The following is a 22,588-nucleotide window of genomic DNA, read 5'->3' as shown; positions in this document are numbered from 1 at the left end:
ATATATGGGAGGTGATCAATGCTGCAAGCCTAACTTATGCTTCTGTGAGTACCCTTCAGTTGAATTCTCCATTTCTTTCGGCAGTGCTGGCTTCCGAAGCAAGTTCAATATCCATTTGAGGAGGAACTATGAATGAAATCCGGCAAATTATTTTCGTTCCGCAGCATTAGTCTAGTGGCTCTGGCTTGCGTCCTCATCCTCTCCCTCTCACTCCCTCAGAAGCAGGCAGCAGCGGCAGGCACATCAGTCAAAGGATTTTATGTAAGCGGTTCCAATTTGTACGATGCAACCAATAGCCCTTTCGTAATGAGAGGCATTAACCATGCACATACCTGGTACAAAAACGACCTGGAAACGGCCATTCCGGCCATAGCGGCCACCGGCTCCAATGTCGTTCGCATCGTGCTTTCGAACGGCAGCAAATGGTCCCTCGACAGTGTGGCAGATGTCCAGCATATTCTGGCGCTGTGCGATGAGTACAAGCTGACCGCTATGCTTGAAGTGCATGATGCCACAGGTTCAGACAACATCTCTGATCTGAACGCTGCCGTAAATTACTGGATTAGCATAAAGGATGCGCTGATCGGCAAGGAAGACCGGGTCATCGTCAACATTGCCAACGAATGGTTTGGTTCCTGGAGTACGGCTACCTGGGCCAGCGGCTATCAATCCGCCATTCCTGCCCTCCGGGCCGCGGGAATCAGAAATACGCTGGTCGTGGATTCCGCCGGTTGGGGACAATATCCAGGTTCGATTTTCAACAGCGGCAATGCAGTGTTTAGCTCCGATCCGCTCAAAAATACGATTTTCTCCATTCATATGTATGAGTATGCCGGTGGCACAGCCACAACAGTCAAAAGTAATATCGACAGTGTTCTGGCCCTCGGTCTGCCGGTTATTATTGGAGAATTTGGGTACAAGCACACCAGCGGCGATGTTGATGAAGCGACGATCATGAGCTATTCGCAGCAAATAGGAGTAGGCTGGCTGGCCTGGTCCTGGTACGGTAATGGCGGCGGTGTCGAATATCTGGACTTGGCCAGCGGTCCGGCAGGCACGCTCTCGGAATGGGGAAATACCGTTGTGAACAGTGTGTACGGCACACAGGCAACCTCTGTTCTGAACAGAATCTATACAACGCCCGGTTACGTACCTGTTCCCGACAATGGAACCACTCCAACTCCAACTCCAGCCCCAACAACGTCACCTACGACAGCACCTACCGCAACGCCTACTGCATCGCCTACTGCATTCCCAACGGTTAGCCCCCCAGGAACGCCGTTACCAACAGCAAGCGTCGCACCTACACCTACTGCAACCCCCACAGGACTTGCCCTCTACTACCGGGCTGCGGATACGAACATCAATGACAACCAAATCAAACCCCATTTCAATATCAAGAACAATGGGCCATCCGCAGTCAGCTTAAGTGACTTACAAATACGTTATTACTTCACCAAGGATGGGACACAATCGCTGAATGCCGTTATTGATTGGGCGCAAATCGGTGCAGCCAACATCACTACCGCATTCGGCAACTTCAGCGGCATTTCCGCTGATTCCTATGTGGAGCTCACCTTTGGTTCAAACGCGGGCAGTCTTCCTGCCGGGGGACAGACCGGAGATATCCAGCTGCGCCTGCATAAAAGCGACTGGAGCAATTTCAACGAAGCCAATGACTACTCCTTTGACCCAAGCAAAGTGGATTTCAGCACATGGGATCATGTTACCCTGCACAAGAACGGCATCCTCATATCCGGCATTCGGCCTTAAAATGTGACTTTCTATCCCCATTACTGAAGTAATCCTATAGCGGTGGCCCATTCGGCCTTTGCCTGTAAGACGGGCAGGGACCAAAGGACCGCCGCTTTTCTATTGTAGTTCGACTGTAGGCTTGTAAAGACTTATTATTCCTGCCGAATTTCATCAGCGGCTGATTTCAAATAGGCTATTAGATCAGCTACCTTATTCGCGACAGCTAATTCTGCCTGCGAAAGTCCAATTATATTAATCGTGCATGCTTCTGTTAGAGATTCACATGTATTATCGATCACGGTAAGCACATTTTGACGCAACTCGGAGCCTGCCGACTTCACGATTGGCTCTTGAACCAATTGATAGCCGCCCCGAACCGGATTGGCATAATGCCCCCCGCTATTACGCACAAGATCGCGTATTGCCCCTGTATACATACCAGTAGTAAAATTCGCACCGTTGGAAGAATGCCGTTCAACATAACTTCGCATTTCTTCAATGCCATGTATCGCACCATCTTGAAGCAATTGTTTAATATAATATCTGATTTCCTCAGCGTTTGAGCTAAATTGTTCTCCACTCATTCTAATCAACTCCTACTCTTTATAAATTGCACAATCCTATATTCGCCTTAAGTATACAAGTAAAAAAGTATGCATACAATCAAAAAAACTTCTGAACTTTAGAAGTTGCAATCAAATAACAAAGATTAAGCTTACATTCTATAGTTCTCTATAAAAAATAAACCTTGATTTCTCAAGGTTTTCACACGTAGGCCGGGAGATAAAGTGATTATAATTCTTAAAGCTTATAGCGTTCGTAGTAGTCTTCTGCTTGAATCTCAAGCGTTGCATAATCGGTAATCCCATTTTTCTTAAAGAAGTTGTCATATGCTAATTCGTCTGTAAATCTGTTTTTTGTTTTGAATTTAAAATAGCTGAAAATTTCCTCACATGATCCAGTAAGTTCTTCCCCATACTTGCGGTTCCTGTTGTAGCTTTTGAGGCCTTCTAGTATCTGTGTAGCCTCATTCCGGTTAAACGGCTTTCCTGTGAGATACATCTGAATCTTGGACACCGCTGTTGTGCCAGCCTGACTTCCATCGTATTTCATAATGAACAGCACCTCTCCTACCTTCGTATATTTTGCTTTCCTTCTAGCATTCAGAAGCTTCTTATCCTCATACTAACCCACAAAGAACTAACTGTCAAGAAGTTTAGAAGTTCTAATGTTTAAGTTTAAAAGCATTAATAGAATGGTCATCCGAAGTACAAATATCCTCATTACACCGAAAAGGGCCACGACGAATGCTGTGGAAATTGATATATTTAAAGTTGGTGACGATGTAACAAGTGGTTAGCCAACAGGCAAGATAAAGCGTCTCGCCTATCAGGTTTTTAATTCAAATATAAATGGAGGCCTCAAATATGTACAAAGAACTAGATAACCTTTTATCCGCTGATACATCAGTAGATTCGTGGTACGATGATGGCTGTGTCATTGCAAGCGAGATGCTTTCGGAGTTTAACCCAAGTGATTGGGTTGAATTATCTAATCAAGTGCACAATAAACCTATAGAGTGGCAGAGAAAATTAGCGTATTGTTTGGATAATGAATGCAATGTAAATGAATTCAACATTTTATTATCATTGCTCAGTACGAATGATGAGGAATTATTCGAAATATGTATTGACACACTAAGAAGTTTTACAAATCAAGAAATTAAGAAAATGATATTAGATAACCCAAGTATACTCCAGCGTATAAATGACTCATTACACACTGATAGCTTACCAGTAAAGAAAATGCTCCAAGATTTCCTTTCGAAAATCCATTTGTGATTTTGTGGATTAGATGTTAATTAGGTAGTAGGCGTTGAGATAGCCACGTCCTTGGGGAATTAGAACAAATGCGGTTGGCGAAATAAATCTGTATACTGTTTTAGATGGTTACCCAAGTTGTAATAATGTTATTCGATAATTAATCTATCAGGACAGCCTGGATGAACATGAAGTTGAGTATCTAGAAGAGTATGTGGAACTAGTAAAGAACAAATATATAGAATTAACTAATAAAGCCCATTAATATGGAAAGACAATGATCCTTGTCGATGAAGATATGCATAGAGAGTTTAGGCATTCAGTGGTCAGTCTACAGTAAAACAAAAAATTAAAAAGGAAAATAACTATGGCGAATATGGATCGAGGAAACAAGAAACTAACTATAAATGAAATTCGTGAATTTGAAGGTAAATATGTTCTCACATTTCGGTTGGCAATAGATTAATTGTCAAGATAGAACTTATAGATGAAGATAGGATGACCAGCGCCGAATGAACTCATCACCCTTCTCTCCCCAGAGAGACAAAGACAGCTTGATGCGTTAGAATCAGGAGAGTACTTGGGTCAGGCTTAAAGGACGAGCAAAAAGACTGGTGTTAGTTGAAAAGACATACATGAGCACATGGGCGGACGGTCCATTGTAAACGGAACAGGAGGAGATTCGTTTGGAAATGAAAAGCAATCAAGAAGTTCTAACAGAAGCTAGACTTCAAGTTTTTGAGCGAATCATTGGAGTGCAACTTCCTAACCATTATCGAGATTTTTTATTGAGGTACAATGGGGGCTATCCTAAACCATACTACTTCACCATTTCTGAGGAGCAAGGTAAGGGTATGGTAAATATTTTCTATGGCATTGGAGAAATGTATGATAATTTAGACAAAAAAATAGATATTTTTGACGATATACTTAATGCAGGATTTTTACCAATTGCAGATGATTCTGGTGGAAATCAAATTTGCATAGGTCTTACTGAGAAGTGTTTCGGAAATATTTATTTTGGGATTCATGACGAAGACACTGAGGATATGGACAACATGTATTTTATTTCTGAGAATTTCAAGATTTTTTTAGAAAATTTATATGATGATACAGAAGAGTAGTTGGATATTTTCAAATACTCTTCCATTTTACGTTACATTGAACAGGTCGAATATGGTCAGATACCACCATGATTGACCTGTTTTTTGTTATCTTTATTTGCTCCCCTATTTTCGAATAGGCATTAAGTCTAATGTATAAACTAAAGTGCATTTGTGGATCTTTGGGTGAGCACATTGGAACAATTGATGGAGTGACCCTTCTTATACGAAAGGTTAGAATACTTGCCATGAATAGCGAAGAACTTCAAAAGATAAAAGAACTATTATACAGTAAACATAGTAGTAGCATTATTGCAGAAATCAAAAAGATGAATAGCACTCTGCATCTCCATATATATGCGGCAAACTACAACTGGAACAGTGGCTTTGAAGTACCAACGGCTATTTTAGTCAATGAAAATTGTGATTTTGGAACGGGTCTGCTAATGTTTTATCGTGCAGATGGTTACCGTATGTTTGAATCAACAGATGCGGTGTTTCATTCCAGCTTGGGTGAATGGAAAGAGTTCATCAATAACTTGCATGATAGAATACTTGATAACAGCTTCCATAATAAAAAGTTTTCTTTTACTCCTCCACCATTAACAAAAGTGCAAATCTTTAAGTTAAGCAAGTTAAACCCTAGTATTCCTGATATTTTTTTGTATAAGTCGCCTGGTGATGACATAGAAATACCAGTCCTCTAGTATCATCCAAGGGGGCTCATATTGCTGGACAATCTTAGGTTAAGGGCAAAAATAATAATAATGAGGAGTAACAAAAATGCCTCAAATTTCGAGGATACATGACAAGATATCAATGGTGCAGGTAGAGAACTTTGAACAAATGAATAAAATCGAATTACCTAAATTATATAAAGAATTTTTGCTGGAGTATAATGGGGGTCGTGTAGATCCAAATGTTTTTAAAATCTCATCTGATGAGGGCGAAAGTGCTTTAAATGTTTTCTACGGAATTGGTAGTATGAACAATAATCTTGAAAAAAAGATTGAATTTTTTGAGGAAATATTAGAAATCGGCTTTATTCCCATTGCGAGAGATTCTGGCGGTAACCAGATTTGTCTGGGTATACGAGAAGAATTTTATGATCAGATTTTCTTCTGGATACATGATGAAGAGAATGACCATTCTATGGATAACATGCATTATTTGGCGGATAATATTCAAGAGTTTATCGAAACTCTATATGATACTGAATAGAACTCGTATAGATTTCGCATTTCATTTACGCACACAATGCTTTAATTCATTATTCTAAGTAAAACTATCCCGTTACATTAAATTGGTCGATTCCAGCAACATCCTCTCCCCTGCCACCGCGGCAGGCCGTTAGTAATTAATAAAAATTGGCTGATTTAGCCCGAAAACCTGCAAGTACTGAGAAATAGAACTGGTATCCTTAAGGAGTGGCAAAATGGAAGAAAACATTATAAATAAGTTTGAACTACATAAAAAGTGGGTTGAGTCCATTGGTAAAGAAGGCGAAGTGTTAAAATTAGATGAAGTGGATTTAAGAGGTTTTGATTTATCCGATAAATTGCTTGAACAAGCATATTTAACTGAGTGTATTTTTGATGATCTTATATTGGAAAATATCGATTTTCATGCATCATTATTATGCTCATCAACTTTTAAAAAAGCGTATTTAGATAAATGCGATTTTTATAAATCAGATCTTGGGTATACAGATTTCTCTAATTGCGTCATTAAAAACAGCAGATTTAGTAAAGGTGATTGTTGGGAAGCAATATTTAGAAATGCATATTTAGTGAATTGTAATTTGATCAATGTATTTTTCTACTTAACTGATTTTAGTAATGCAAGACTAGAAAATGTAGATATAAGTGTAGCCTCATTTGAAGAAACATTATTAAACGGAGTGACACTGAAAAATATTACAGGTATAGAAGAAGCTCATTTTAGAAGCATTAATATTGGTACATTGGAGAACCCTATATTGTTGAAATCCGAACAAGCAAAGGAATGGGTGCTAGAAAAATGCGAAATAAGTGAATAAGTAAGTGCCGCTGCCAATGAACTTGTACGTTAGAAATTATTGATTCGTCTACTGATCTGCCTGATGGATTAAAACCTTAGAGGAGGCTAACATGGAAAAAGAAGGAGCCGTATCTCTGTGGGTAGGCAATGTTCAATCTTCCGAGGAATTGGATAGGCTGCTTACTGTGTCTTATACGGATGAAGGAGACTTTACTCCATCGATCTTTGCTAAACATTTTGGGATTCGTAGATATGATGATGCTGTAAGAGAAGCAGAATATTATGAAGAAGCTAGTAATAATCCGAATCAATTACTTGAAGGATTCTCTTATGATGATGAGATTGTTCTGAAATTCACTGCCTTAGTGCAGGAAGGTTTGACGGATAATTTTAATGCAGTAGTTTTACTATATAATTTTAAGTATACAGAGGAACTTCTTGAAGCAACCATTCAATCGAATTATTTCAGATTTTTGGGTGCGGTAGAGTATCAATAGTGGGGGCTACCCAGTGACGAATGAATACATCCTCCACCCGTTCCGCATGATGCCGCCACCCCCGATGTAAACCAATCTGCTTACTCACAAACATTAACCCTTTGCAGATTAATAATGTCATTAATATGGCAATCATCAAACTTCTCCAACAACAGAGTAAACTCATTATTCCTTAGAAAGTTCATTTCTTCCAAAAAAACAGGAAATACAACTAGAAACTGAATTTCTTTATCAGGCGTTTTTAGTGTGAAAAAATCAGGGTTCTCGTTTATAGGTGGTAACAGCATAAAGCCGACAAATGGGTTTTTGTGGCTTAATAACTGCGGAGGATCTCCATTTGGAATACTGTCACCGTAACAAAACCAAGTTTGATGATCAAATGTAAACTTCCCAAGTTTCCGTAACCAGACGAAAGGCCAATACAATTCATCTTGGATGTCAGCTTGTCGTACAGGCCACTCTGAAGGTAAATACATTATTAATTCTGTGTATTTCCACTCTTCATATCCTTCCTCCACATTGGATGAATAGTTGCTCATTCCAGAAGTAACTATGGTGTGATAGTTTCTATTAGTGTTTGCCTCAAATACTATTAAATCTATATTTATGTTTTGCATAAAACCTTCCATGTTTACAAAACTGGGTTCTCCAATATTTTCACGCAAATGATTTATTAGCTCACCTGATGCAAAGTCATCATTTTTAACCATATGTACCTCCGGAGGTTAGATCCTTATATTAAAAAATTAAAACACTTCCTTCCGGCCATTTTCCTTTCCAGCCACATGGAAGATGACCTGCTTCATATACATCGAACATTTTGAAATAAAAACCAGGAGCGACGAGATCACTGTAGGCATATTCCATCAACACGCAAAGAAGATCCCATTCAACACTCTCATATACACGATAATTGATATTATTAGCAGAAACATAAGATTTGAGTTCGTTAAGTACACCTTTTTGGAGTACAGCTTTCGCTTCTAAAGTAATCGTATTCCATTCTCTATATTCATTTCTCCAACGTTCATGTAAAGTACCCGTTAGATTATTCCTTATTTCTAGTTTCAGATTGTCCCATTTCCCGTTGATCCCTTTCTGAGCTTTTGTCCAACTATCAACAATTTTGATGTTTCCTTCAAAATAAGGCTCGCTAATCTCTTTACCACAATTCTCGAACCAGCGAACTTTTGCAACTCTTTCATTATAAAAATCTTTTATTGATTTCACAACTTCGCCTCGTTTTCTTTAATTTGTTATTGTTGATGAAAAGCTGAGACAGCTCTACAATGAAAACATTGATTACGCACTACATCGATTTGGCTAAAATACTGTGGTATTGAAACTAGGTTCAGGGAGGAGTAACGATGTTAGATAAGGCTTCCGAGCATGCTTTAGTAAAAATTAATTTCATTGAAAGATATAAGGATTTGTCTAAACAGTATCATTTCGATGCTAACGAAAGTTTCGAAAATTATGAAACTGATATAGTAGTAAATATTATTCAGCATTTAGGGTACTACTGCACTTTCAACAAAAAAGAAGAATTTTACAAAATAATAGAAACAATAGGCGATAGTAAATATCAATTTAAAATATCATTAAAATATGGTGCTGCTGAATTTTTATGGTCTGTATGGAAATGTTCTGAATTAAAGATTGGCGGGACTTGGGCGATATTAAAAGAACAACTAGATGGTTTAGAAAAAGACAAAGTCAGAAGGCCAATATTCCGTGATTACGAAGATCTGAAAGAGATACTAGCCAATGCATTTGCAATTTATGAAGATTTTAAACGCGAGTATTAGCATTTTTTTCCGGTCAGAAGCTTATTTTTTCCCAGTCAGTTTCACATTTTTTTTCGTATGTTATAAAACCTTCAGTCGAAAACCTTTTTTCAAGTACCCTACTAACCTCGTATCTGCTACAATCCTTTTCCATATAAATTTCATCTTGTAAAAATAATATGAATATAGAACTGGATGCATCATTATTCGCCAAATAGAAACCCAATAATTCGTTGTATTGAGTGTTAAAAAACATACCTACATACTCTATTTTGAGTTTAAAATTTTCCTTACATTCAATTAACCCTTCATAACTTGCAAATAAATTAAAATCATCCAAATCGTAAATTCTATTCACTGAGAATAACGGGTTCATGCCTCTTATATACAAACCTATGACATCACCACTATCTTTCTCAAGAAAAAGGACATGATCTAATCGCTCATTATCACCCTCATCATGTAAATAAATAAGATTCGCGATTTCTTTTTGCCCGAAAAAGTAATCAAACTTTTTTGTAAAAGATATTATATAGTTGTTCATAGTTATCCCCACTTAACAAAAGCGCCCACAGACTCGATTGTACTGTTCGATTTGAATTCAGGCCATGGGTCGCTCCATAGGCGCAATGCAATATAGTTTAGGTTTAAAATAGAGTCAATCTTAAATAGAGGCCCACTAAAGTGATAAACAATGTAGGAATCGTCAATATAATTCCGGTCTTAAAATATGTGCCCCAGGAGATTTTCACACCTTTGCCCGAGAGCACATGCAGCCACAGCAGCGTGGCCAGTGATCCGATCGGCGTAATCTTCGGGCCTAGATCTGAGCCGATGACATTGGCATATATCAAAGCTTCCTTAATGATTCCGGAGGTATGTGTGGCGTCGATAGCCAGTGCGTCAATCATGACTGTAGGCAGGTTATTCATTACCGATGAAATGACAGCGGCTATAAAGCCCATCCCCATTGTGGCAGCGAATACCCCCTGATCGGCAACAACCTGAATCAAATCCGCTAGTATATCCATTAACCCGGCATTCCGCAATCCATACACAACAACATACATCCCGACAGAAAAGAACACGATCGCCCATGGTGCGCCCTTAACTACTTCCATCGTTGAAATAGCAGAGCTTCTTCTGGCCATGAGCAGGAAAAAGATCGCAATAATCCCAGCCACCACAGAAACCGGAATGTTCAGGAATTCACTGACGAAGTATCCAACCAGCAGAATCGCAAGCACAAGCCAGGACAGTTTGAACATTTTTGGGTCTTCGATCGCCTCTTGCGGATGTTTAAGCTCTGAGCTGTCGAAGTTACGCGGGATGCTTTTACGGAAGAAGAGGTATAGCACCAGGGTACTTGCTGCCAAAGAAAACAGTGTAGGTATCAGCATATGCCCTGCATAGTCCATGAAGCTGATTCCGAAGAAGTCCGCCGATACGATATTGACCAGATTGCTTACCACCAGCGGCAATGAGGTCGTATCCGCAATAAAGCCGCTGGCGATGATGAAGGGAAAGACCTTTTTCTCATCAAAATTCAGCGCACGGACCATGGCCAGGACAATAGGTGTCAGGATAAGCGCCGCTCCGTCATTGGCAAAAAATGCAGCCACTACCGCCCCAAGAAGAGTGACATAGATGAACATCCGGGTTCCATTCCCTCGTGCAGCTCTCGCCATATGCAGGGCAGCCCATTCAAAGATCCCAACCTTATCAAGGATTAAGGAAATCAGAATAATCGCAACAAACGCCAGTGTAGCATTCCACACGATTAAGGTAACATCGAGAACATCGTTAAAGCTGACTACACCTGCCAGCAAAGCGAGAATCGCACCTCCGCAGGCCGACCAGCCGATAGACAGGTTCCTGGGCTGCCAAATAACAAAAACCAATGTGAGCAAAAATATAAGAATTGCAAGTATTACCAAGTCTGACCCTCCCGTTTATGTATGATCTCTATTTAGTCACAGCAGACAGTACCAGACACCTTGTTCAGCCTTGCCAGAATCTCTTTGGAATCCGGCGTATACTCAAGAATAGCCTGAATATGCGGCTTGTCTTTGATATTCAGGGAATAATGAACCCATTGCCCTCTTTTCTGTTCCTTGACCAGTCCTTTGCTTTTGAGTTTGCGCAAGTGCTGACTGATCGCGGGCTGTGAAATATCAAATAGTTCAACGAATTCACAGACACACCACTCCCGTTCTTTCAATAACGAAAGCATAGAGAGACGTGTTTTGTCACCCAGCAGCTTCAGATCATCCACGAGTTCATTTAGAACATCCATGCAGGTTTCTCCTTTCTAATATATAAGTCATTACTTATATTCTAAAACGCTATTTAGAATTAAGCAACCTCGGTCCGGACAGGACATCACAAATACTCATCCGCAGCGCTTGAGGCTGCACAAGCGCTGCGGATGAGTAAGATCATCTATTTGCAATTTAAGTTGATATACAAGTTATTACGCGACTGCACATGGAAGTTCGAATACAAAGCAGCTTCCCTGTTCACACGAATCCTTAAGCCATACTCTCCCGTTCATCAATTCGGCAAGTTGCTTACAGATTGAGAGTCCTAATCCCGCACCGCCAAATTTGCCCGGAGTTATTTTATCATGAATTTGCGAGAAGGAATGGAACAGACTGTTCATTTGTTCAGCCGGCAGGCCGATCCCGGTATCCCTTACCTCGAAAGTAACGATGACCCCGCCCTCTGGGGCAGCTTGATTCCGGATTGACAGGCAAACCTCACCGTTTTCCGTGAATTTAAGTGCATTCCCAAGCAGGTTGGTCAAGACCTGACGGATTTTATTGCTGTCTCCCAGCAGTTTGGGATTGGCCTCGCTATCGAAAACGGCCGACAATTTCAGGCCCTTCTTCTCTGCTTCTGTAGAGAATAATTGCAATACTTGGCCCACGACATCACGGACAATAAACGGGCTGTTGTCGAGCGTCATTGTGCCAGCCTCCATTTTGGAATAATCCAGGATCTGATCCATCATAGCGAGCAGATTACTGCCACTCTTCTCGATGACATCGACGTATATGGACTGTTCCTCGGAGAGCTCGGTAGACTCCAGCAAGCTTGCCATGCCAATGACACCATTCATCGGTGTACGAATTTCGTGGCTGAGCACTGCAAGCAGATTATTCTTGTCCTCCAGCACCTGCGCAGCTATTTCTTCAGCCTCTCTCAGCTGTATGAGCGTTGACTCCATTTCAAGCAGTACGGTGAAAAAGGCTGACAAAGAAAGCAATAATTCAATATCCCGTTCCTGATACTGATAGAAATCCTGGTCAAAAGAGCAAAGCGAACCGTAAAACTCGCCTTTTTCATTACGGATCGGAACTCCGATAAACGAACAACCGCCTACGAATTGAGTCGCATCCATGTCTTTGGTTAACGGATGGGTAAGATTATTGTTAATAAGCAGCGGGCCCTGGGCATGCTCCGTCACCAGCGCGCAGTAAGACTCCTCATTGTCTACTACCAGGCCCTCTCCCAAGATGAGCTTGTCCCGGTTGTATGCTTTCATCACCTTTGTAGAGAGACTATCCAGATTCGCGATGCAGAAGGTATTTGCGGGGATTAACTTGCTTGCTGTATCCATAACGTTGGCAGCCGAATCATATAACTTTATGGAAATAACCGACAATACATCAATAAATTCTGTCTTTAACATAATGCCGTTCGTCCCTTCTAGTCCTGCTAATTCCAAGACCACACACATTTCACACCGCTGTTAACAATATCACATTCTATGCAAATGAGATACATTCCCCATATTATTCCCAGTTTCTGTTGTCATTGATTTCCTTCTTGCGATTGAAGGCGTCCTCCAGATTAATGTCCAGCTTGTTAGCTAAATCAAAGATGTTCCACACCACATCATACATCTCATAACCGAGATTCTCTTTCTTCTCGGCATCGGGATGAAAGGACACAGACAGCACCTCTTTCGACAACTCACCAACCTCAGTCATCAAGTACAACATCCGCTGCTCAATGGTACTCCTGTCAAAACCTTTCACTTCACTAAATTCTCTTACGTACTGTTGGAACTCCGCTGTGTTCATTCCCCTGCTCCTCACCTTTATTCAAATAAAAACATTCAATTATTCCTCAAATATAATATATACCATTTATCCCGCAGAACAAAAGTTTGCAACAAGGAACAAGGACATGACAGCGTTAGCGGTTAATAGGTGATTTTAGGCATTAGACAACCTAAAATAAGCATATTTAGTTACATAAACCCTGAAGAGACGGTGATTAATCCATGACCCATAACCAAGAATTCAAAGTCTATATTATAACCTCCGGCGATATCCTGCGCTTCTTTGTCATCGAAATTATCCTTGGGACCGTGACCTATTCTATAGCGTTGAAGCTTTTCCACAATGTCCTCTTGGCAAGTGCCGGAGGATGGGCCGGCACGGAAGGAATCAAGCGGCTGAACACTTTAAGGAAGTTCCTGTAACCGCTAAGAGCAAGCTGAAACAGTATCATGCAAAAAACCTAAAACAGCAGAAAATATCAAAATCAATTATTTCCTTTCTTGTAAAGTAAAACAGGAAAGGTAAGGTGACTATTTTGAAAAAAACTACAGCGTATTATAAAACCTTTGAAGGAGACAGTTATCAAATTGGCGTATTGCTTGGTAAATGGGCGTTGTCCAAACCGGAAATGCTCAAAGCTATGTTGCTCCCTCCAAAAGTGTACCCTCAAAAGAAATTAGAGGAAATCACTGAACTATTGGATCAATATTGCAGCGGTATCAATGAAGAAATACAAGGATTCGCAGATACCGTTGGTATTGAACGCGGTCAAGCATTGTTTTACGCTATGACCTATTTAGAACGCGGATGCAGCTTGATTGCGGCAATGCCTGCCAAAACACAGGAAGGACATACTATCCTTGCGAGGAATTATGAGTTCTCCGATGTGATGGAGGAGCTTTGCTTTAGCTATACTCAACCAACTGGTAAATACAAGCATCTCGGCTCTATGATTAACCTATTTGGTCGCGGTGATGGGATGAATGAATGTGGCCTCGCCGTTGCCCAAGCCTCCTGCGGAATGCCTGTCGGTAATTTTGAGGGCGGACAGAAGGCGGAAGTAAGCGGCCTGCAGTTCTGGGCTGTAATTCGCGGAATTCTGGAAAATTGCCAAAACGTTAAGGAAGCAGTTAATTATTGCATGGAGGTTCCCATCGGGTACAACATGAATTTGATGCTTGCCGATAAAAGTGGTGAAATAGCCTTGTTTGAATGTATTGATGGACACAAGGCGAATAAGTTACTGGATGGCCAAACAGAAGAATCTTTTTTAAGTGCTACCAATCACGCAGTACTTACTGAGCTAAAGTCCTTTGAGAAAGTGATCCTAGAAAATTCCATGATTAGAAACGACCTTATTGTCCACTTTAGCCACGCAAGGGAAAAATTCACGAAAACAGATATAAAACAATTGCTATCTTCACCCTATCCAAATGGGTTATGCTGCCACTACTACGGAGACTTTTTCGGCACACTGCGTTCTATGATTTTTGATGTTACAGCAGGACAAGTGGAAATGACCTTTGGTTCCCCACAGCAGAATGATTGGCAGTTGTTTACTTTCGCTTCACAGAAGGATATGGAATTTTCTGTACAGCTTCCTTACGAACAGACACCAAAAAACTTTTATAATATTTTATAATTTGAGAAAGAGAGGCTGCTATGGACTATAGGCTGCAACTGGAAAAAGCATTGGTTTTTATTGAAAGCAATCTAAATAACGCTATCTCCGTTACTGATGTTGCTAAAGCAGCCTCCTATTCGTATTATCATTTCCATCGTTTTTTTCAAGCAATGATGGGAGAAACCGCAGGAAGTTATATACGCTCCAGAAGACTGACACAGGCCGCGAAGGAATTGCTATACACTAATAAAAGAATTTTAGATATTGCGGTTTCTCTGCAGTTTGAATCCCATGAAGCTTTCAGCCGGGCCTTTAAATCCCAGTATCATATGACACCGAATCAATACCGCAAAAACCGTGTAGAGACCATCCTTGGCAGCCGCAGGGAAATCACTAAACCTGAAATACAGCATCGGTGTAATTCTATTACGCTGCGGCCGCAAATTGTCGATGTTGAACCCAAACAGCTCGTTGGCATACGATTTCAAACTAGTGTTGCAAACAATCAAAGCGTTAGTAAGTGGGAATATTTCCAGTCTCGGGTTCATGAAATCCATCATGCGCTTCCTGACTCCTGCCGTTATGGCATCTTTGAGTCTGCACAAGGCTGTACATTTGATTCGTTCAGTGAGCAGAGCCAAACAAGCGAATTTATCGGAATAGAAGTAAACGAACCAAGCCTTGCTCCAGATAAAATGTGTTATAAAAAGTTCCCCGGAGGAAAATACGCACGATTCACACACACTGGAAAGGTATACTCATTGTTTCAAAGTTATCAGTATATCTGGGGAGCTTGGCTGTCTGCAAGCGATGTAGAACTGGCTGCCAGGGATGATTTCGAATGCTATTCTGAACGGTTTCTAGGCGCGGATAACCCCGAATCTCAGATTGATATTTATTTTCCGATTAAATAATTAATCAGTGTCCATCTATCCCGGGGATTCATCATGAATTCTGATGCGATGGCTACGACTAGATCTTTTTCTGGAATACAGCAAATGACATTGCCGCCGTCTCCCATAGCTAAGTATGCGGAAACTCCATCCTCTTGGCGTAACCACCATAGGTAGCCGTACTTATTAGGGTTCATTGCTGTGGATTCGCGGGTCCATGCACCCGAAACAACCTCATGTTCGTCCCAAATGCCACCGTTCAGATATAGGAGACCAAAACGTGCCATATCACGGGGACTTAGTGTAAGTCCCCAGCCTCCTGTGGAGTTGCCGTTCGGATCTGTAACCCATCCCTTCACATTTTCCCCGAATAGATCCTCAAAGCCGAACGATTTCATTTCATAATCCGGAATTTCTTTCATCCCGATGGGTTTAAATAAACATTCGTTGGCAAACTCACGGGCACTTTTTCCTGTGCTGCGAGTGAGGATAGCGGAAAGCAGATGTGCCCCTGCGGTGGAATACTTAAAGGTTCCAATACTACCTTGTTGGCCGAGCAGATCCAAAGTGTATTTTACCCAGTCAGGCTGCATGCACATCTTGTCGAGCGGTTCTTGCCAGTCCTCAAATGAATAGGGAGCCGTCATCGTGAGAAGATGGCGAATGCTGACTTCTTGTTTCTGCTTATCAGCACCTTGAGCATATTCAGGGAAAAAATCGAGCACCTTCTGGTCTACATTGCGAATATATCCTGCATCTATGGCAATGCCAACGAGAGCAGATATGACACTTTTCGTTACAGAGGCTACATGATGCGTATCCTCCGGGCCATAGCCGTTATAATAGCTTTCATAAGCCATGTATCCGTTTCTCACAACAACAATACCGTTTATATTGCTGTACTCCGATTTAATGATTGGATCAAGCGCTGTAAGCTTCTCAGCATCCTTCCTCAAGGTTGCCGGGTCTGGGGCTTGCAGCCATTCTGAAGTGGGCCAGTAGTTTCTTTGCATGATAGACACCTCTCTACAAGACGTTTTTAAATTTTCTTTACAGGAAAATATATCTCGGTAACGTGATCCTCAGGACCGGTGCCTTGATAAGGGTCGGTTACATAAATTTCATAGGGTGATTTCACCATTACATAGCCCTCATTCTCTATCCATTCCCTCAGCTTGGCATAGACCGAAGTCAATTCCGAATATGATCCCTTTAAAACAGACTTCGCACACAGGCCTCCAGGCAGATTACGCGTTCCGTTTACCGTTTCTTTTACCGGGATGGCAAACTCGATATCATTGCTGGCCGGATTGTATTCAGCGCTGTGATAAATTGTCATGGGTGTACCCAGCGAGGTGAGTTTTTCAGTCGCAATCCTCTCATATAACCTGCTAAAATACTTTCCGTATCCAAAAGCATAGTCATCCCTGCTCATCATCTGACGCATATAAAGCATATTTATTGGCCGGGTTTCAACAAGTTGCACTTCAATATCGTCCATATAGGACATAATCGGCAGGCCCTTCTCTACATTTAAAATATCGTTGCTTATTTGTTGCAGTGTTTGTTCAAAAGCTTTCAGCTTGTCCTCTATTTCTCTTTTCTTGCGATCCAGGGCAGAACGAAGCTTCTCATCGGATTGATCCTCTTCCCAGTCCAGAAGAGCTTTGATTTCTTCCAGTGAAAAATGATAGGATTTCAAACGGTTGATAAAGAGCATCTTTTTAAGCTGCCTGATAGAATAATACCTATAGCCATTTTCCGGATTAATCTCATCAGGTTTAATTAATCCCATTTCATCATAATATCGGAGCGTTTTTGTAGATACTTCGCATATCTTCGAGAAGTCTCCAATCGACAGCAAGCCGTCCCCTCCATTCCTTGTATTTGTATCCACTATGCACCTTCCCCTAAGGGCAAAGTCAACTACAAAATAATAAAGGCGCAGAGACCGGAATTAACGGCTTCTGCACCTCGTCAGTCTGAAATATTGCTTGCACCAGAGGTACATGCCGGGGCTGTCTCCCTGAATCCGCAGGAATTTGCGCATCACATGAAATGCAACCTTTTAGCCACTGGGAACGTTTGGTAGGTAACCCGGAGGTGTTCCTTATGAGAAAAGCAGCCTTGCTCGTTCTGTTGTTCACTCTGTTCCTGCCCGCCCCAAGCACATCAGCCTTATCCTGTGTACAACTGCTTTCCATGGAAGCGGCCTATGATACATACGATGGAGTCGTCATTGGACATGTGGAGGATGTCGTGCAAATCAGCTCCAACAACCAAATCCATATGACGGTAGTACGCAGTTTCAAAACGATCACGGAACCTTCCCTTGTCGTTGACGAAAATATGACTTGGGGTGCGATGAACGGCCCCAGCGAAGAAGGCAGTGATTATCTTTTTTTTCTGAGGCAAAAGGACGGCAAGTGGGAAAATCCGTTATGTTCCCCTTCCGTAAAGATTTCGGACGCCTACGTAGACCTGGAGTTTCTGAAGGATAAAGAAATCAGCATTTCCCCATCACCTAGTCCTACCGTGAGTCCAGCCGCTGAAAGTCCTTCGACTGCAAGTGCCGCCAATGCCGGTGCTGAACCAGCAGCCGGACAAGCTGGAGACAGCCGGCACCTCTGGATTGCTGCGGGGATAGCAGGTGTAGGCCTCATTACCGGATTGTTTCTTCTGCGCTATTTCAAGCGGAACAGGTAGCTTTTGCAGTTCTTCGACTGTAAAATTATCATCTTTATCAGGTTAATTGAAAATAGCGGTTGGCATTATGGTAGCAAATATCCTGAACGATGCCTCCAAGGAATGAAAGATCCCGCGGGGCCTCCCCGCTGGTCACCCAGCCGCCGATATGGTTGCACAGAATCCGGCGGAAATACTCATGACGTGTATAGGACAGGAAAGACCTCGAGTCTGTCAGCATCCCTACAAAGCAGCTGAGCAGCCCCAGATTGGATAAGGAAGTAATTTGTTTGATCATTCCGTCCTTCTGGTCGTTGTACCACCAGCCGGAGCCGAATTGAATCTTCCCTTTGACTCCTTCGCCTTGGAAAGACCCCGCCATCGCAGCCAGCACATCATTCTGCACTGCATTCAAATTGTAGAGAATGGTCCGGGGAAGCTCGCCGGTCCGGTCCAGCCCGTCGAGCAGCTTGTATAAGTTGTCCGCGTAGCTGCGGTCACCGATGATGTCGAAGCCCGTGTCCGGACCAAGCTCCCGGAACATGCGTGTGTTCGGATTGCGGATCGCACCGATATGCAGCTGCATCGCCCAGTCGTGGGCGGCATATTTGCGGCCCATGGCTAAGAACAACGCTGTTGCGTACTGATCGCATTCCAGTCTGCTCAAGGTCTCGCCGCTCAGCCGCTTGCTGAAGATCGTCTCCAGTACAGATGGCGGCGCCTCAGCATAAGGAAGGTGTGAGAAGCCATGGTCAGAGATCATACAGCCCTGCTGGTCAAAGTATTCAATTCGCTCCAGCAGCGCGCGTTCCATCAGTTCATAGGAGGTGATGGCATACCCTACGGTCTGCTCCAGGTTTGCTACATAACCCGGAAAGGATTCCGCTTCAATCAGCAGTGCCTTATCCGGCCGGAAGGTCGACGTCACCCCGGTCTTGAACTCTTTGTCTCCGGCAATCTGCTCATGGTACCGCAGATCATCCACCGGATCATCCGTCGTGCAGATCCATTTCACCCTGGAACGGGTAATCAGCCCCCGGGCCGTGAAGCCGTCCTGGGCAATCAAGGTGTTGCAGTGGTCATAGATCTTCCGCCAGTTGTCCTGACTCAGCTGCTCCTCTACGCCAAAGTAAGCTTTCAGCTCCAGCGCCGACCAATGGTACAGCGGGTTGCCGACAGTATAGGGAAGCACCTCGCTCCACTTGGCAAACTTTTCTTCATCAGAGGCATTGCCGGTAATATATCTCTCTTCGATCCCGAATGTTCTCAGTGCACGCCATTTATAGTGGTCTCCACCCAGCCAGACCTCGGCAATATTATTGAAGCGTTTATTGTCGGCAATGGCTTTCGGGTCCAGATGGCAATGATAGTCGATAATAGGCAGAGCTTCCGCATACTCATGATAGAGTATCCGGGCCTCCTCTGACTGCAACAGAAAATCCTCATGAATAAAAGGCTTCATCCTTATGCTCCTTTACCCTTATTTCAGGTATTTCTCCAATGTGCTCCGCACAGCTCCCGGGCCGGCCAGCATTTCAAGGAACATACCCTCAATCTTCTCCCCAAGGCCGATGTCATAGAGCCGAACACCAAAGAGCTGCCCGTCTTCAAGAATTGGCCGCACATTTACCGCGGTAGCTCCGAGTGAAACTCCCTGCAAATGTCCTTGCAGCACCTCAAGCAGCGGGTCCGGACTCAATGTGAAAGGTTTGCCTTCATCATCTACTCCAAGCAGATAGCGGCACCAGACGGCAATCGCCAGCGGGATAGCTGTCAGCTGCGCCGGATCAAGATCCTCCCGGCGGATATACGATTTAATGGTTTCTCCAAACCGTATGCCCACCTTCTGTGAGGTGTCGGTCGCGATCCGCTGCGGGGTATCAGGGATAAACGGATTGGCGAAGCGTTCTGTCAATACTTCGTCCAGGAACTGCTTTGGACTGAGAATCCCCGGATCCACTACGACCGGCAATCCCTCTTTGTAGCCGATTATTTCCACGAATTTACGCAGCGTATCATCCTTCATCTCATCGGCGATCAGGGTGTAGCCAAGCAGACAGCCGGATACGGCAAGCGCGGTATGCAGCGGATTGAGGCAGGTTGTTACCTTCATCGTCTCCACGTTGTTGACTGTATCGCGGTCGGTAAAGATAATCCCTGCTTCCTCCAGCGCCGGACGGCCATTCGTGAACTTGTCTTCAATCACCAGATATTCGCTGATCTCCGCGTTTACGAATGGGGCTGTATAGGTATTCTTGGAAGTGACGATGACATCCATATCGCCGATTCCCTGTTCCAGCAGCGCCGCCTGGACCGTTTCGGACGGGCGCGGCGTAATTTTGTCGATCATGGACAGCGGGAAGGCGATTAGCCGCTCGTCCTCCAGATAAGTCACAAATCCTTCTTCGACAAGTCCCTTGCCGGCCCACTCTTTGGCAATGGTCACGACACCGTTCTTCAGCTTATCGCCATTGTGGGAGCAGTTGTCCATGCTCACAAAGGTCATCGGGTATTGGCCCTTCAGGTAGCGGCGGTAGGCCAGGGAAGCCACGATGCTCATCGCATGCACCGGCTGCTCCGGCCCGCCTGCGATATCCTTTTCCACGATGCCGAGATACTGTCCGTTCGGGCCTGTCAGTGAGTAACCCTTCTCCGTAATGGTGAAGCTGGCCATCTGCAGGCTGGGATTCTCGAACACCTCAGTCAGACGGCGGTAATCCGCTTCACGGTTCTTGTCGGCTGCGATTCCCTCAACAATGCTGCTGACGATCTTTTTCTGGAAATCACCGCGTGCGTTCATCAGCACGAGCAGTGTCAGATTGTCGTATGGCTTGTAGACCTTATCGATCATCTCAAAATCGAACGTTTCCGCCGCGATGATCCCGGTGTCCGCTTTGCCGCTGTCCAGCAGCTTCTGGTGGGCATTCGCCACGAATCCGCGGAAGATGTTGCCTGCACCGAAATGAACCCATTCCGGCTTCACCTGTGTATTCTTCGCCACCTGATCAAAGTCAAAGCGCGGAAGCTCTACACCCGCAGCCTTCCAGGCTGCTTCATCAGAGATACTGCTTCGGCTTAAGCGCAGCATTTAGTTCGCCCCCTTGACATTGTCAAGACTGTCCCATACGCCAAGGAGATACATGATGCCCATGGCTCTGTCATATAGGCCGTAACCCGGACGGCAGTTTTTCTCTTCGCCCCATAGATGCCGCCCGTGGTCCGGACGCACATAACCGGTATATCCATTCTCATGATAGGCTTTGACAACTTCAGCCACATCCACACTGCCATCACGCCCGCGGTGCGACACCTCTATAAAGTCACCGTTCTCAAACACCTTCACGTTGCGGATATGGGCAAAATGAATACGGTCATGGAACTCGCGGATCATCGCCGGCAGGTCGTTCTCCGGATTCGTGCCCAGCGATCCTGTGCAGAAGGTTAGACCGTTGTAGGGACTGTCCACCAAATCCAGGAACCTGCGGATCATTTCCCGGTTGCGGATAATGCGCGGCAGGCCAAAGATCGGCCAGGCCGGATCGTCGGGATGGATCGCCATCTTGATGTCCACTTCCTCGCATACCGGAATAATGCGTTCCAGGAAGTATTTGAGGTTCTCGAACAGCTTATCTTCCGTAACATCTGCATAGGCTGCGAACAGCTCATCCAGCTTCGCCAGCCGCTCAGGCTCCCAGCCCGGCATTGTGAATTGTCCGGCGCCTTTCAGAATCCGGTCCACCATCTCACGCGGATTATTGGTAATGGCAGCCTTTTCATAAAAGAGGGCATTGGAGCCGTCCGGCAATTCCTTGTACAGCTCTGTGCGGGTCCAGTCGAATACAGGCATGAAATTATAGCAGATGACTTTTACGCCCACTTTGGACAATTTGCGGATCGTGTCGATATAAATATCTATATATTTATCACGGGACGGCAGGCCGATTTTGATATCATCATGAACGTTGACGCTCTCCACCACAGCTGTGCTGAAGCCTTTGGCAGTGATTTGATCCGCCACTTCCTGGATCCGTTCCATTTCCCACACTTCACCGGCTACTTTATCGTGCAAAGACCAGACGATACCCATAACCCCCGGAATCTGCCGGATATGGTCAAGCGTAATGTTGTCATTGCCTTCACCATACCATCTCCACGTCATGTTCATTGATAGAACCTCCTCTGATTTTACCTCTAGTATCTTGTATACAAGATTTCCTTGATCATAAAATACAGCCATTAAGTTGTCAATATATCTTTCGAAAACATTATCGTTTACTTTAATAAACCTCTACAATGATGTATACTAGGTCTTAAAAACGACAATGGAGCAGGAGT

At 43.5% G+C, this 22,588-nt stretch carries 26 protein-coding genes; 12 read left to right on the top strand and 14 right to left on the bottom strand.

Features of this window, described 5'->3' with window-relative positions:
• The first annotated feature begins 132 nt into the window (after positions 1-132).
• Positions 133-1,773: a cellulase family glycosylhydrolase gene (locus NYE29_RS19885; RefSeq protein WP_340897165.1), complete on the top strand. Its 1,641-nt coding sequence runs from the start codon at positions 133-135 to the stop codon at positions 1,771-1,773.
• Between the two features lie 134 nt (positions 1,774-1,907).
• Here NYE29_RS19885 and NYE29_RS19880 read toward each other — a convergent pair whose 3' ends face one another.
• Together NYE29_RS19880 and NYE29_RS19875 are read right to left on the bottom strand one after the other, a co-directional pair.
• Positions 1,908-2,339 carry a hypothetical protein gene (locus NYE29_RS19880; protein ID WP_038595122.1) on the bottom strand — a complete coding sequence of 144 codons (432 nt, stop codon included), beginning with the start codon at positions 2,337-2,339 and terminating at the stop codon, positions 1,908-1,910.
• 217 nt (positions 2,340-2,556) lie between these two features.
• Positions 2,557-2,868 carry a hypothetical protein gene (locus NYE29_RS19875; RefSeq protein ID WP_340897164.1) on the bottom strand — a complete coding sequence of 104 codons (312 nt, stop codon included), beginning with the start codon at positions 2,866-2,868 and terminating at the stop codon, positions 2,557-2,559.
• Positions 2,869-3,182: 314 nt separating this feature from the next.
• Between NYE29_RS19875 and NYE29_RS19870 the strand changes: the two genes are divergently transcribed.
• From NYE29_RS19870 to NYE29_RS19845, 6 genes are all read left to right on the top strand, one after another.
• Positions 3,183-3,596, top strand: coding sequence for a hypothetical protein (locus NYE29_RS19870; protein WP_340897163.1), 414 nt, complete (start codon positions 3,183-3,185; stop codon positions 3,594-3,596).
• A 671-nt stretch (positions 3,597-4,267) separates the two neighbouring features.
• On the top strand, positions 4,268-4,699 hold the full coding sequence (locus tag NYE29_RS19865) for an SMI1/KNR4 family protein (protein WP_340899762.1): 432 nt from the start codon (positions 4,268-4,270) through the stop codon (positions 4,697-4,699).
• A gap of 227 nt (positions 4,700-4,926) precedes the next feature.
• Positions 4,927-5,385 (top strand): DUF4274 domain-containing protein, encoded by a 459-nt coding sequence (locus NYE29_RS19860; protein WP_340897162.1) that lies wholly within the window; start codon positions 4,927-4,929, stop codon positions 5,383-5,385.
• A 76-nt stretch (positions 5,386-5,461) separates the two neighbouring features.
• Positions 5,462-5,899: an SMI1/KNR4 family protein gene (locus tag NYE29_RS19855; protein ID WP_340897161.1), complete on the top strand. Its 438-nt coding sequence runs from the start codon at positions 5,462-5,464 to the stop codon at positions 5,897-5,899.
• Between the two features lie 214 nt (positions 5,900-6,113).
• Positions 6,114-6,716, top strand: a complete 603-nt coding sequence (locus tag NYE29_RS19850) for a pentapeptide repeat-containing protein (protein ID WP_340897160.1) — start codon at positions 6,114-6,116, stop codon at positions 6,714-6,716.
• Between the two features lie 91 nt (positions 6,717-6,807).
• Positions 6,808-7,194 carry an immunity 22 family protein gene (locus NYE29_RS19845; RefSeq protein WP_340897159.1) on the top strand — a complete coding sequence of 129 codons (387 nt, stop codon included), beginning with the start codon at positions 6,808-6,810 and terminating at the stop codon, positions 7,192-7,194.
• 80 nt (positions 7,195-7,274) lie between these two features.
• On the opposite strand, the gene NYE29_RS19840 is transcribed toward NYE29_RS19845, so the two are convergent.
• Together NYE29_RS19840 and NYE29_RS19835 are read right to left on the bottom strand one after the other, a co-directional pair.
• Positions 7,275-7,904, bottom strand: coding sequence for a suppressor of fused domain protein (locus NYE29_RS19840; RefSeq protein ID WP_340897158.1), 630 nt, complete (start codon positions 7,902-7,904; stop codon positions 7,275-7,277).
• A 28-nt stretch (positions 7,905-7,932) separates the two neighbouring features.
• Positions 7,933-8,424 (bottom strand): hypothetical protein, encoded by a 492-nt coding sequence (locus NYE29_RS19835; protein WP_340897157.1) that lies wholly within the window; start codon positions 8,422-8,424, stop codon positions 7,933-7,935.
• A 137-nt stretch (positions 8,425-8,561) separates the two neighbouring features.
• Here NYE29_RS19835 and NYE29_RS19830 point away from each other — a divergent pair, with 137 nt between their 5' ends.
• The gene (locus NYE29_RS19830; protein ID WP_340897156.1) at positions 8,562-9,002 is read left to right on the top strand and encodes a hypothetical protein; all 441 of its coding nucleotides are present in this window, start codon (positions 8,562-8,564) and stop codon (positions 9,000-9,002) included.
• 13 nt (positions 9,003-9,015) lie between these two features.
• Here the strand turns inward: NYE29_RS19830 and NYE29_RS19825 are convergent, their stop codons facing one another.
• The 5 genes from NYE29_RS19825 to NYE29_RS19805 form a co-directional block, all read right to left on the bottom strand.
• Entirely contained in the window at positions 9,016-9,525 is a 510-nt protein-coding gene (locus NYE29_RS19825) for a hypothetical protein (protein ID WP_340897155.1), read from the bottom strand.
• Between the two features lie 103 nt (positions 9,526-9,628).
• A complete protein-coding gene (locus tag NYE29_RS19820) occupies positions 9,629-10,918 on the bottom strand; it encodes an arsenic transporter (protein ID WP_076113787.1) in 1,290 nt (429 codons plus the stop codon).
• A gap of 32 nt (positions 10,919-10,950) precedes the next feature.
• Positions 10,951-11,277: an ArsR/SmtB family transcription factor gene (locus NYE29_RS19815; RefSeq protein ID WP_076113788.1), complete on the bottom strand. Its 327-nt coding sequence runs from the start codon at positions 11,275-11,277 to the stop codon at positions 10,951-10,953.
• Positions 11,278-11,454: 177 nt separating this feature from the next.
• The gene (locus NYE29_RS19810; protein ID WP_076113789.1) at positions 11,455-12,675 is read right to left on the bottom strand and encodes a GAF domain-containing sensor histidine kinase; all 1,221 of its coding nucleotides are present in this window, start codon (positions 12,673-12,675) and stop codon (positions 11,455-11,457) included.
• Positions 12,676-12,778: 103 nt separating this feature from the next.
• Positions 12,779-13,069, bottom strand: coding sequence for a MazG-like family protein (locus NYE29_RS19805; protein ID WP_076113790.1), 291 nt, complete (start codon positions 13,067-13,069; stop codon positions 12,779-12,781).
• Between the two features lie 203 nt (positions 13,070-13,272).
• Between NYE29_RS19805 and NYE29_RS19800 the strand changes: the two genes are divergently transcribed.
• From NYE29_RS19800 to NYE29_RS19790, 3 genes are all read left to right on the top strand, one after another.
• Positions 13,273-13,473, top strand: coding sequence for a hypothetical protein (locus NYE29_RS19800; RefSeq protein WP_076113791.1), 201 nt, complete (start codon positions 13,273-13,275; stop codon positions 13,471-13,473).
• A gap of 104 nt (positions 13,474-13,577) precedes the next feature.
• Positions 13,578-14,693: a C45 family autoproteolytic acyltransferase/hydolase gene (locus NYE29_RS19795; RefSeq protein ID WP_256718250.1), complete on the top strand. Its 1,116-nt coding sequence runs from the start codon at positions 13,578-13,580 to the stop codon at positions 14,691-14,693.
• A gap of 20 nt (positions 14,694-14,713) precedes the next feature.
• The gene (locus NYE29_RS19790) at positions 14,714-15,589 is read left to right on the top strand and encodes an effector binding domain-containing protein (protein WP_076113792.1); all 876 of its coding nucleotides are present in this window, start codon (positions 14,714-14,716) and stop codon (positions 15,587-15,589) included.
• On the opposite strand, the gene NYE29_RS19785 is transcribed toward NYE29_RS19790, so the two are convergent.
• Positions 15,571-16,581: a serine hydrolase domain-containing protein gene (locus NYE29_RS19785; RefSeq protein WP_076113793.1), complete on the bottom strand. Its 1,011-nt coding sequence runs from the start codon at positions 16,579-16,581 to the stop codon at positions 15,571-15,573. The genes NYE29_RS19790 and NYE29_RS19785 overlap by 19 nt on opposite strands.
• A 26-nt stretch (positions 16,582-16,607) precedes the next feature.
• Entirely contained in the window at positions 16,608-17,432 is an 825-nt protein-coding gene (locus tag NYE29_RS19780) for a MerR family transcriptional regulator (RefSeq protein WP_076113794.1), read from the bottom strand.
• Positions 17,433-17,680: 248 nt separating this feature from the next.
• Between NYE29_RS19780 and NYE29_RS19775 the strand changes: the two genes are divergently transcribed.
• The gene (locus tag NYE29_RS19775) at positions 17,681-18,274 is read left to right on the top strand and encodes a hypothetical protein (protein WP_038595168.1); all 594 of its coding nucleotides are present in this window, start codon (positions 17,681-17,683) and stop codon (positions 18,272-18,274) included.
• A gap of 37 nt (positions 18,275-18,311) precedes the next feature.
• Here the strand turns inward: NYE29_RS19775 and uxaC are convergent, their stop codons facing one another.
• From uxaC to uxuA, 3 genes are read right to left on the bottom strand one after another with little or no spacing between them, the layout of a single operon-like run.
• Positions 18,312-19,715 (bottom strand): glucuronate isomerase, encoded by a 1,404-nt coding sequence (gene uxaC, locus NYE29_RS19770; RefSeq protein WP_076113795.1) that lies wholly within the window; start codon positions 19,713-19,715, stop codon positions 18,312-18,314.
• A gap of 18 nt (positions 19,716-19,733) precedes the next feature.
• Positions 19,734-21,341, bottom strand: coding sequence for a mannitol dehydrogenase family protein (locus NYE29_RS19765; protein WP_340897154.1), 1,608 nt, complete (start codon positions 21,339-21,341; stop codon positions 19,734-19,736).
• Complete coding sequence (gene uxuA, locus NYE29_RS19760) at positions 21,342-22,418, bottom strand: mannonate dehydratase (protein ID WP_340897153.1); 1,077 nt, start codon at positions 22,416-22,418, stop codon at positions 21,342-21,344.
• Positions 22,419-22,588: the final 170 nt, after the last annotated feature.

Origin of the sequence: Paenibacillus sp. FSL M7-1046, assembly GCF_038007405.1 — a bacterium.
GTDB lineage: Bacteria > Bacillota > Bacilli > Paenibacillales > Paenibacillaceae > Paenibacillus_AQ.
Note: the sequence above shows the minus strand (reverse complement) of the source record. Positions and strands in the feature narration are given on the sequence as shown.

Coding starts and splice junctions, on each gene's coding strand:
- NYE29_RS19885 (WP_340897165.1), top strand. CDS start 133: ATGAAATCCGGCAAATTATTTTCGTTCCGCAGCATTAGTCTAGTGGCT.
- NYE29_RS19880 (WP_038595122.1), bottom strand. CDS start 2,339: ATGAGTGGAGAACAATTTAGCTCAAACGCTGAGGAAATCAGATATTAT.
- NYE29_RS19875 (WP_340897164.1), bottom strand. CDS start 2,868: ATGAAATACGATGGAAGTCAGGCTGGCACAACAGCGGTGTCCAAGATT.
- NYE29_RS19870 (WP_340897163.1), top strand. CDS start 3,183: ATGTACAAAGAACTAGATAACCTTTTATCCGCTGATACATCAGTAGAT.
- NYE29_RS19865 (WP_340899762.1), top strand. CDS start 4,268: ATGAAAAGCAATCAAGAAGTTCTAACAGAAGCTAGACTTCAAGTTTTT.
- NYE29_RS19860 (WP_340897162.1), top strand. CDS start 4,927: ATGAATAGCGAAGAACTTCAAAAGATAAAAGAACTATTATACAGTAAA.
- NYE29_RS19855 (WP_340897161.1), top strand. CDS start 5,462: ATGCCTCAAATTTCGAGGATACATGACAAGATATCAATGGTGCAGGTA.
- NYE29_RS19850 (WP_340897160.1), top strand. CDS start 6,114: ATGGAAGAAAACATTATAAATAAGTTTGAACTACATAAAAAGTGGGTT.
- NYE29_RS19845 (WP_340897159.1), top strand. CDS start 6,808: ATGGAAAAAGAAGGAGCCGTATCTCTGTGGGTAGGCAATGTTCAATCT.
- NYE29_RS19840 (WP_340897158.1), bottom strand. CDS start 7,904: ATGGTTAAAAATGATGACTTTGCATCAGGTGAGCTAATAAATCATTTG.
- NYE29_RS19830 (WP_340897156.1), top strand. CDS start 8,562: ATGTTAGATAAGGCTTCCGAGCATGCTTTAGTAAAAATTAATTTCATT.
- NYE29_RS19825 (WP_340897155.1), bottom strand. CDS start 9,525: ATGAACAACTATATAATATCTTTTACAAAAAAGTTTGATTACTTTTTC.
- NYE29_RS19815 (WP_076113788.1), bottom strand. CDS start 11,277: ATGGATGTTCTAAATGAACTCGTGGATGATCTGAAGCTGCTGGGTGAC.
- NYE29_RS19810 (WP_076113789.1), bottom strand. CDS start 12,675: ATGTTAAAGACAGAATTTATTGATGTATTGTCGGTTATTTCCATAAAG.
- NYE29_RS19805 (WP_076113790.1), bottom strand. CDS start 13,069: ATGAACACAGCGGAGTTCCAACAGTACGTAAGAGAATTTAGTGAAGTG.
- NYE29_RS19800 (WP_076113791.1), top strand. CDS start 13,273: ATGACCCATAACCAAGAATTCAAAGTCTATATTATAACCTCCGGCGAT.
- NYE29_RS19790 (WP_076113792.1), top strand. CDS start 14,714: ATGGACTATAGGCTGCAACTGGAAAAAGCATTGGTTTTTATTGAAAGC.
- NYE29_RS19785 (WP_076113793.1), bottom strand. CDS start 16,581: ATGCAAAGAAACTACTGGCCCACTTCAGAATGGCTGCAAGCCCCAGAC.
- NYE29_RS19775 (WP_038595168.1), top strand. CDS start 17,681: ATGAGAAAAGCAGCCTTGCTCGTTCTGTTGTTCACTCTGTTCCTGCCC.
- uxaC (WP_076113795.1), bottom strand. CDS start 19,715: ATGAAGCCTTTTATTCATGAGGATTTTCTGTTGCAGTCAGAGGAGGCC.
- NYE29_RS19765 (WP_340897154.1), bottom strand. CDS start 21,341: ATGCTGCGCTTAAGCCGAAGCAGTATCTCTGATGAAGCAGCCTGGAAG.
- uxuA (WP_340897153.1), bottom strand. CDS start 22,418: ATGAACATGACGTGGAGATGGTATGGTGAAGGCAATGACAACATTACG.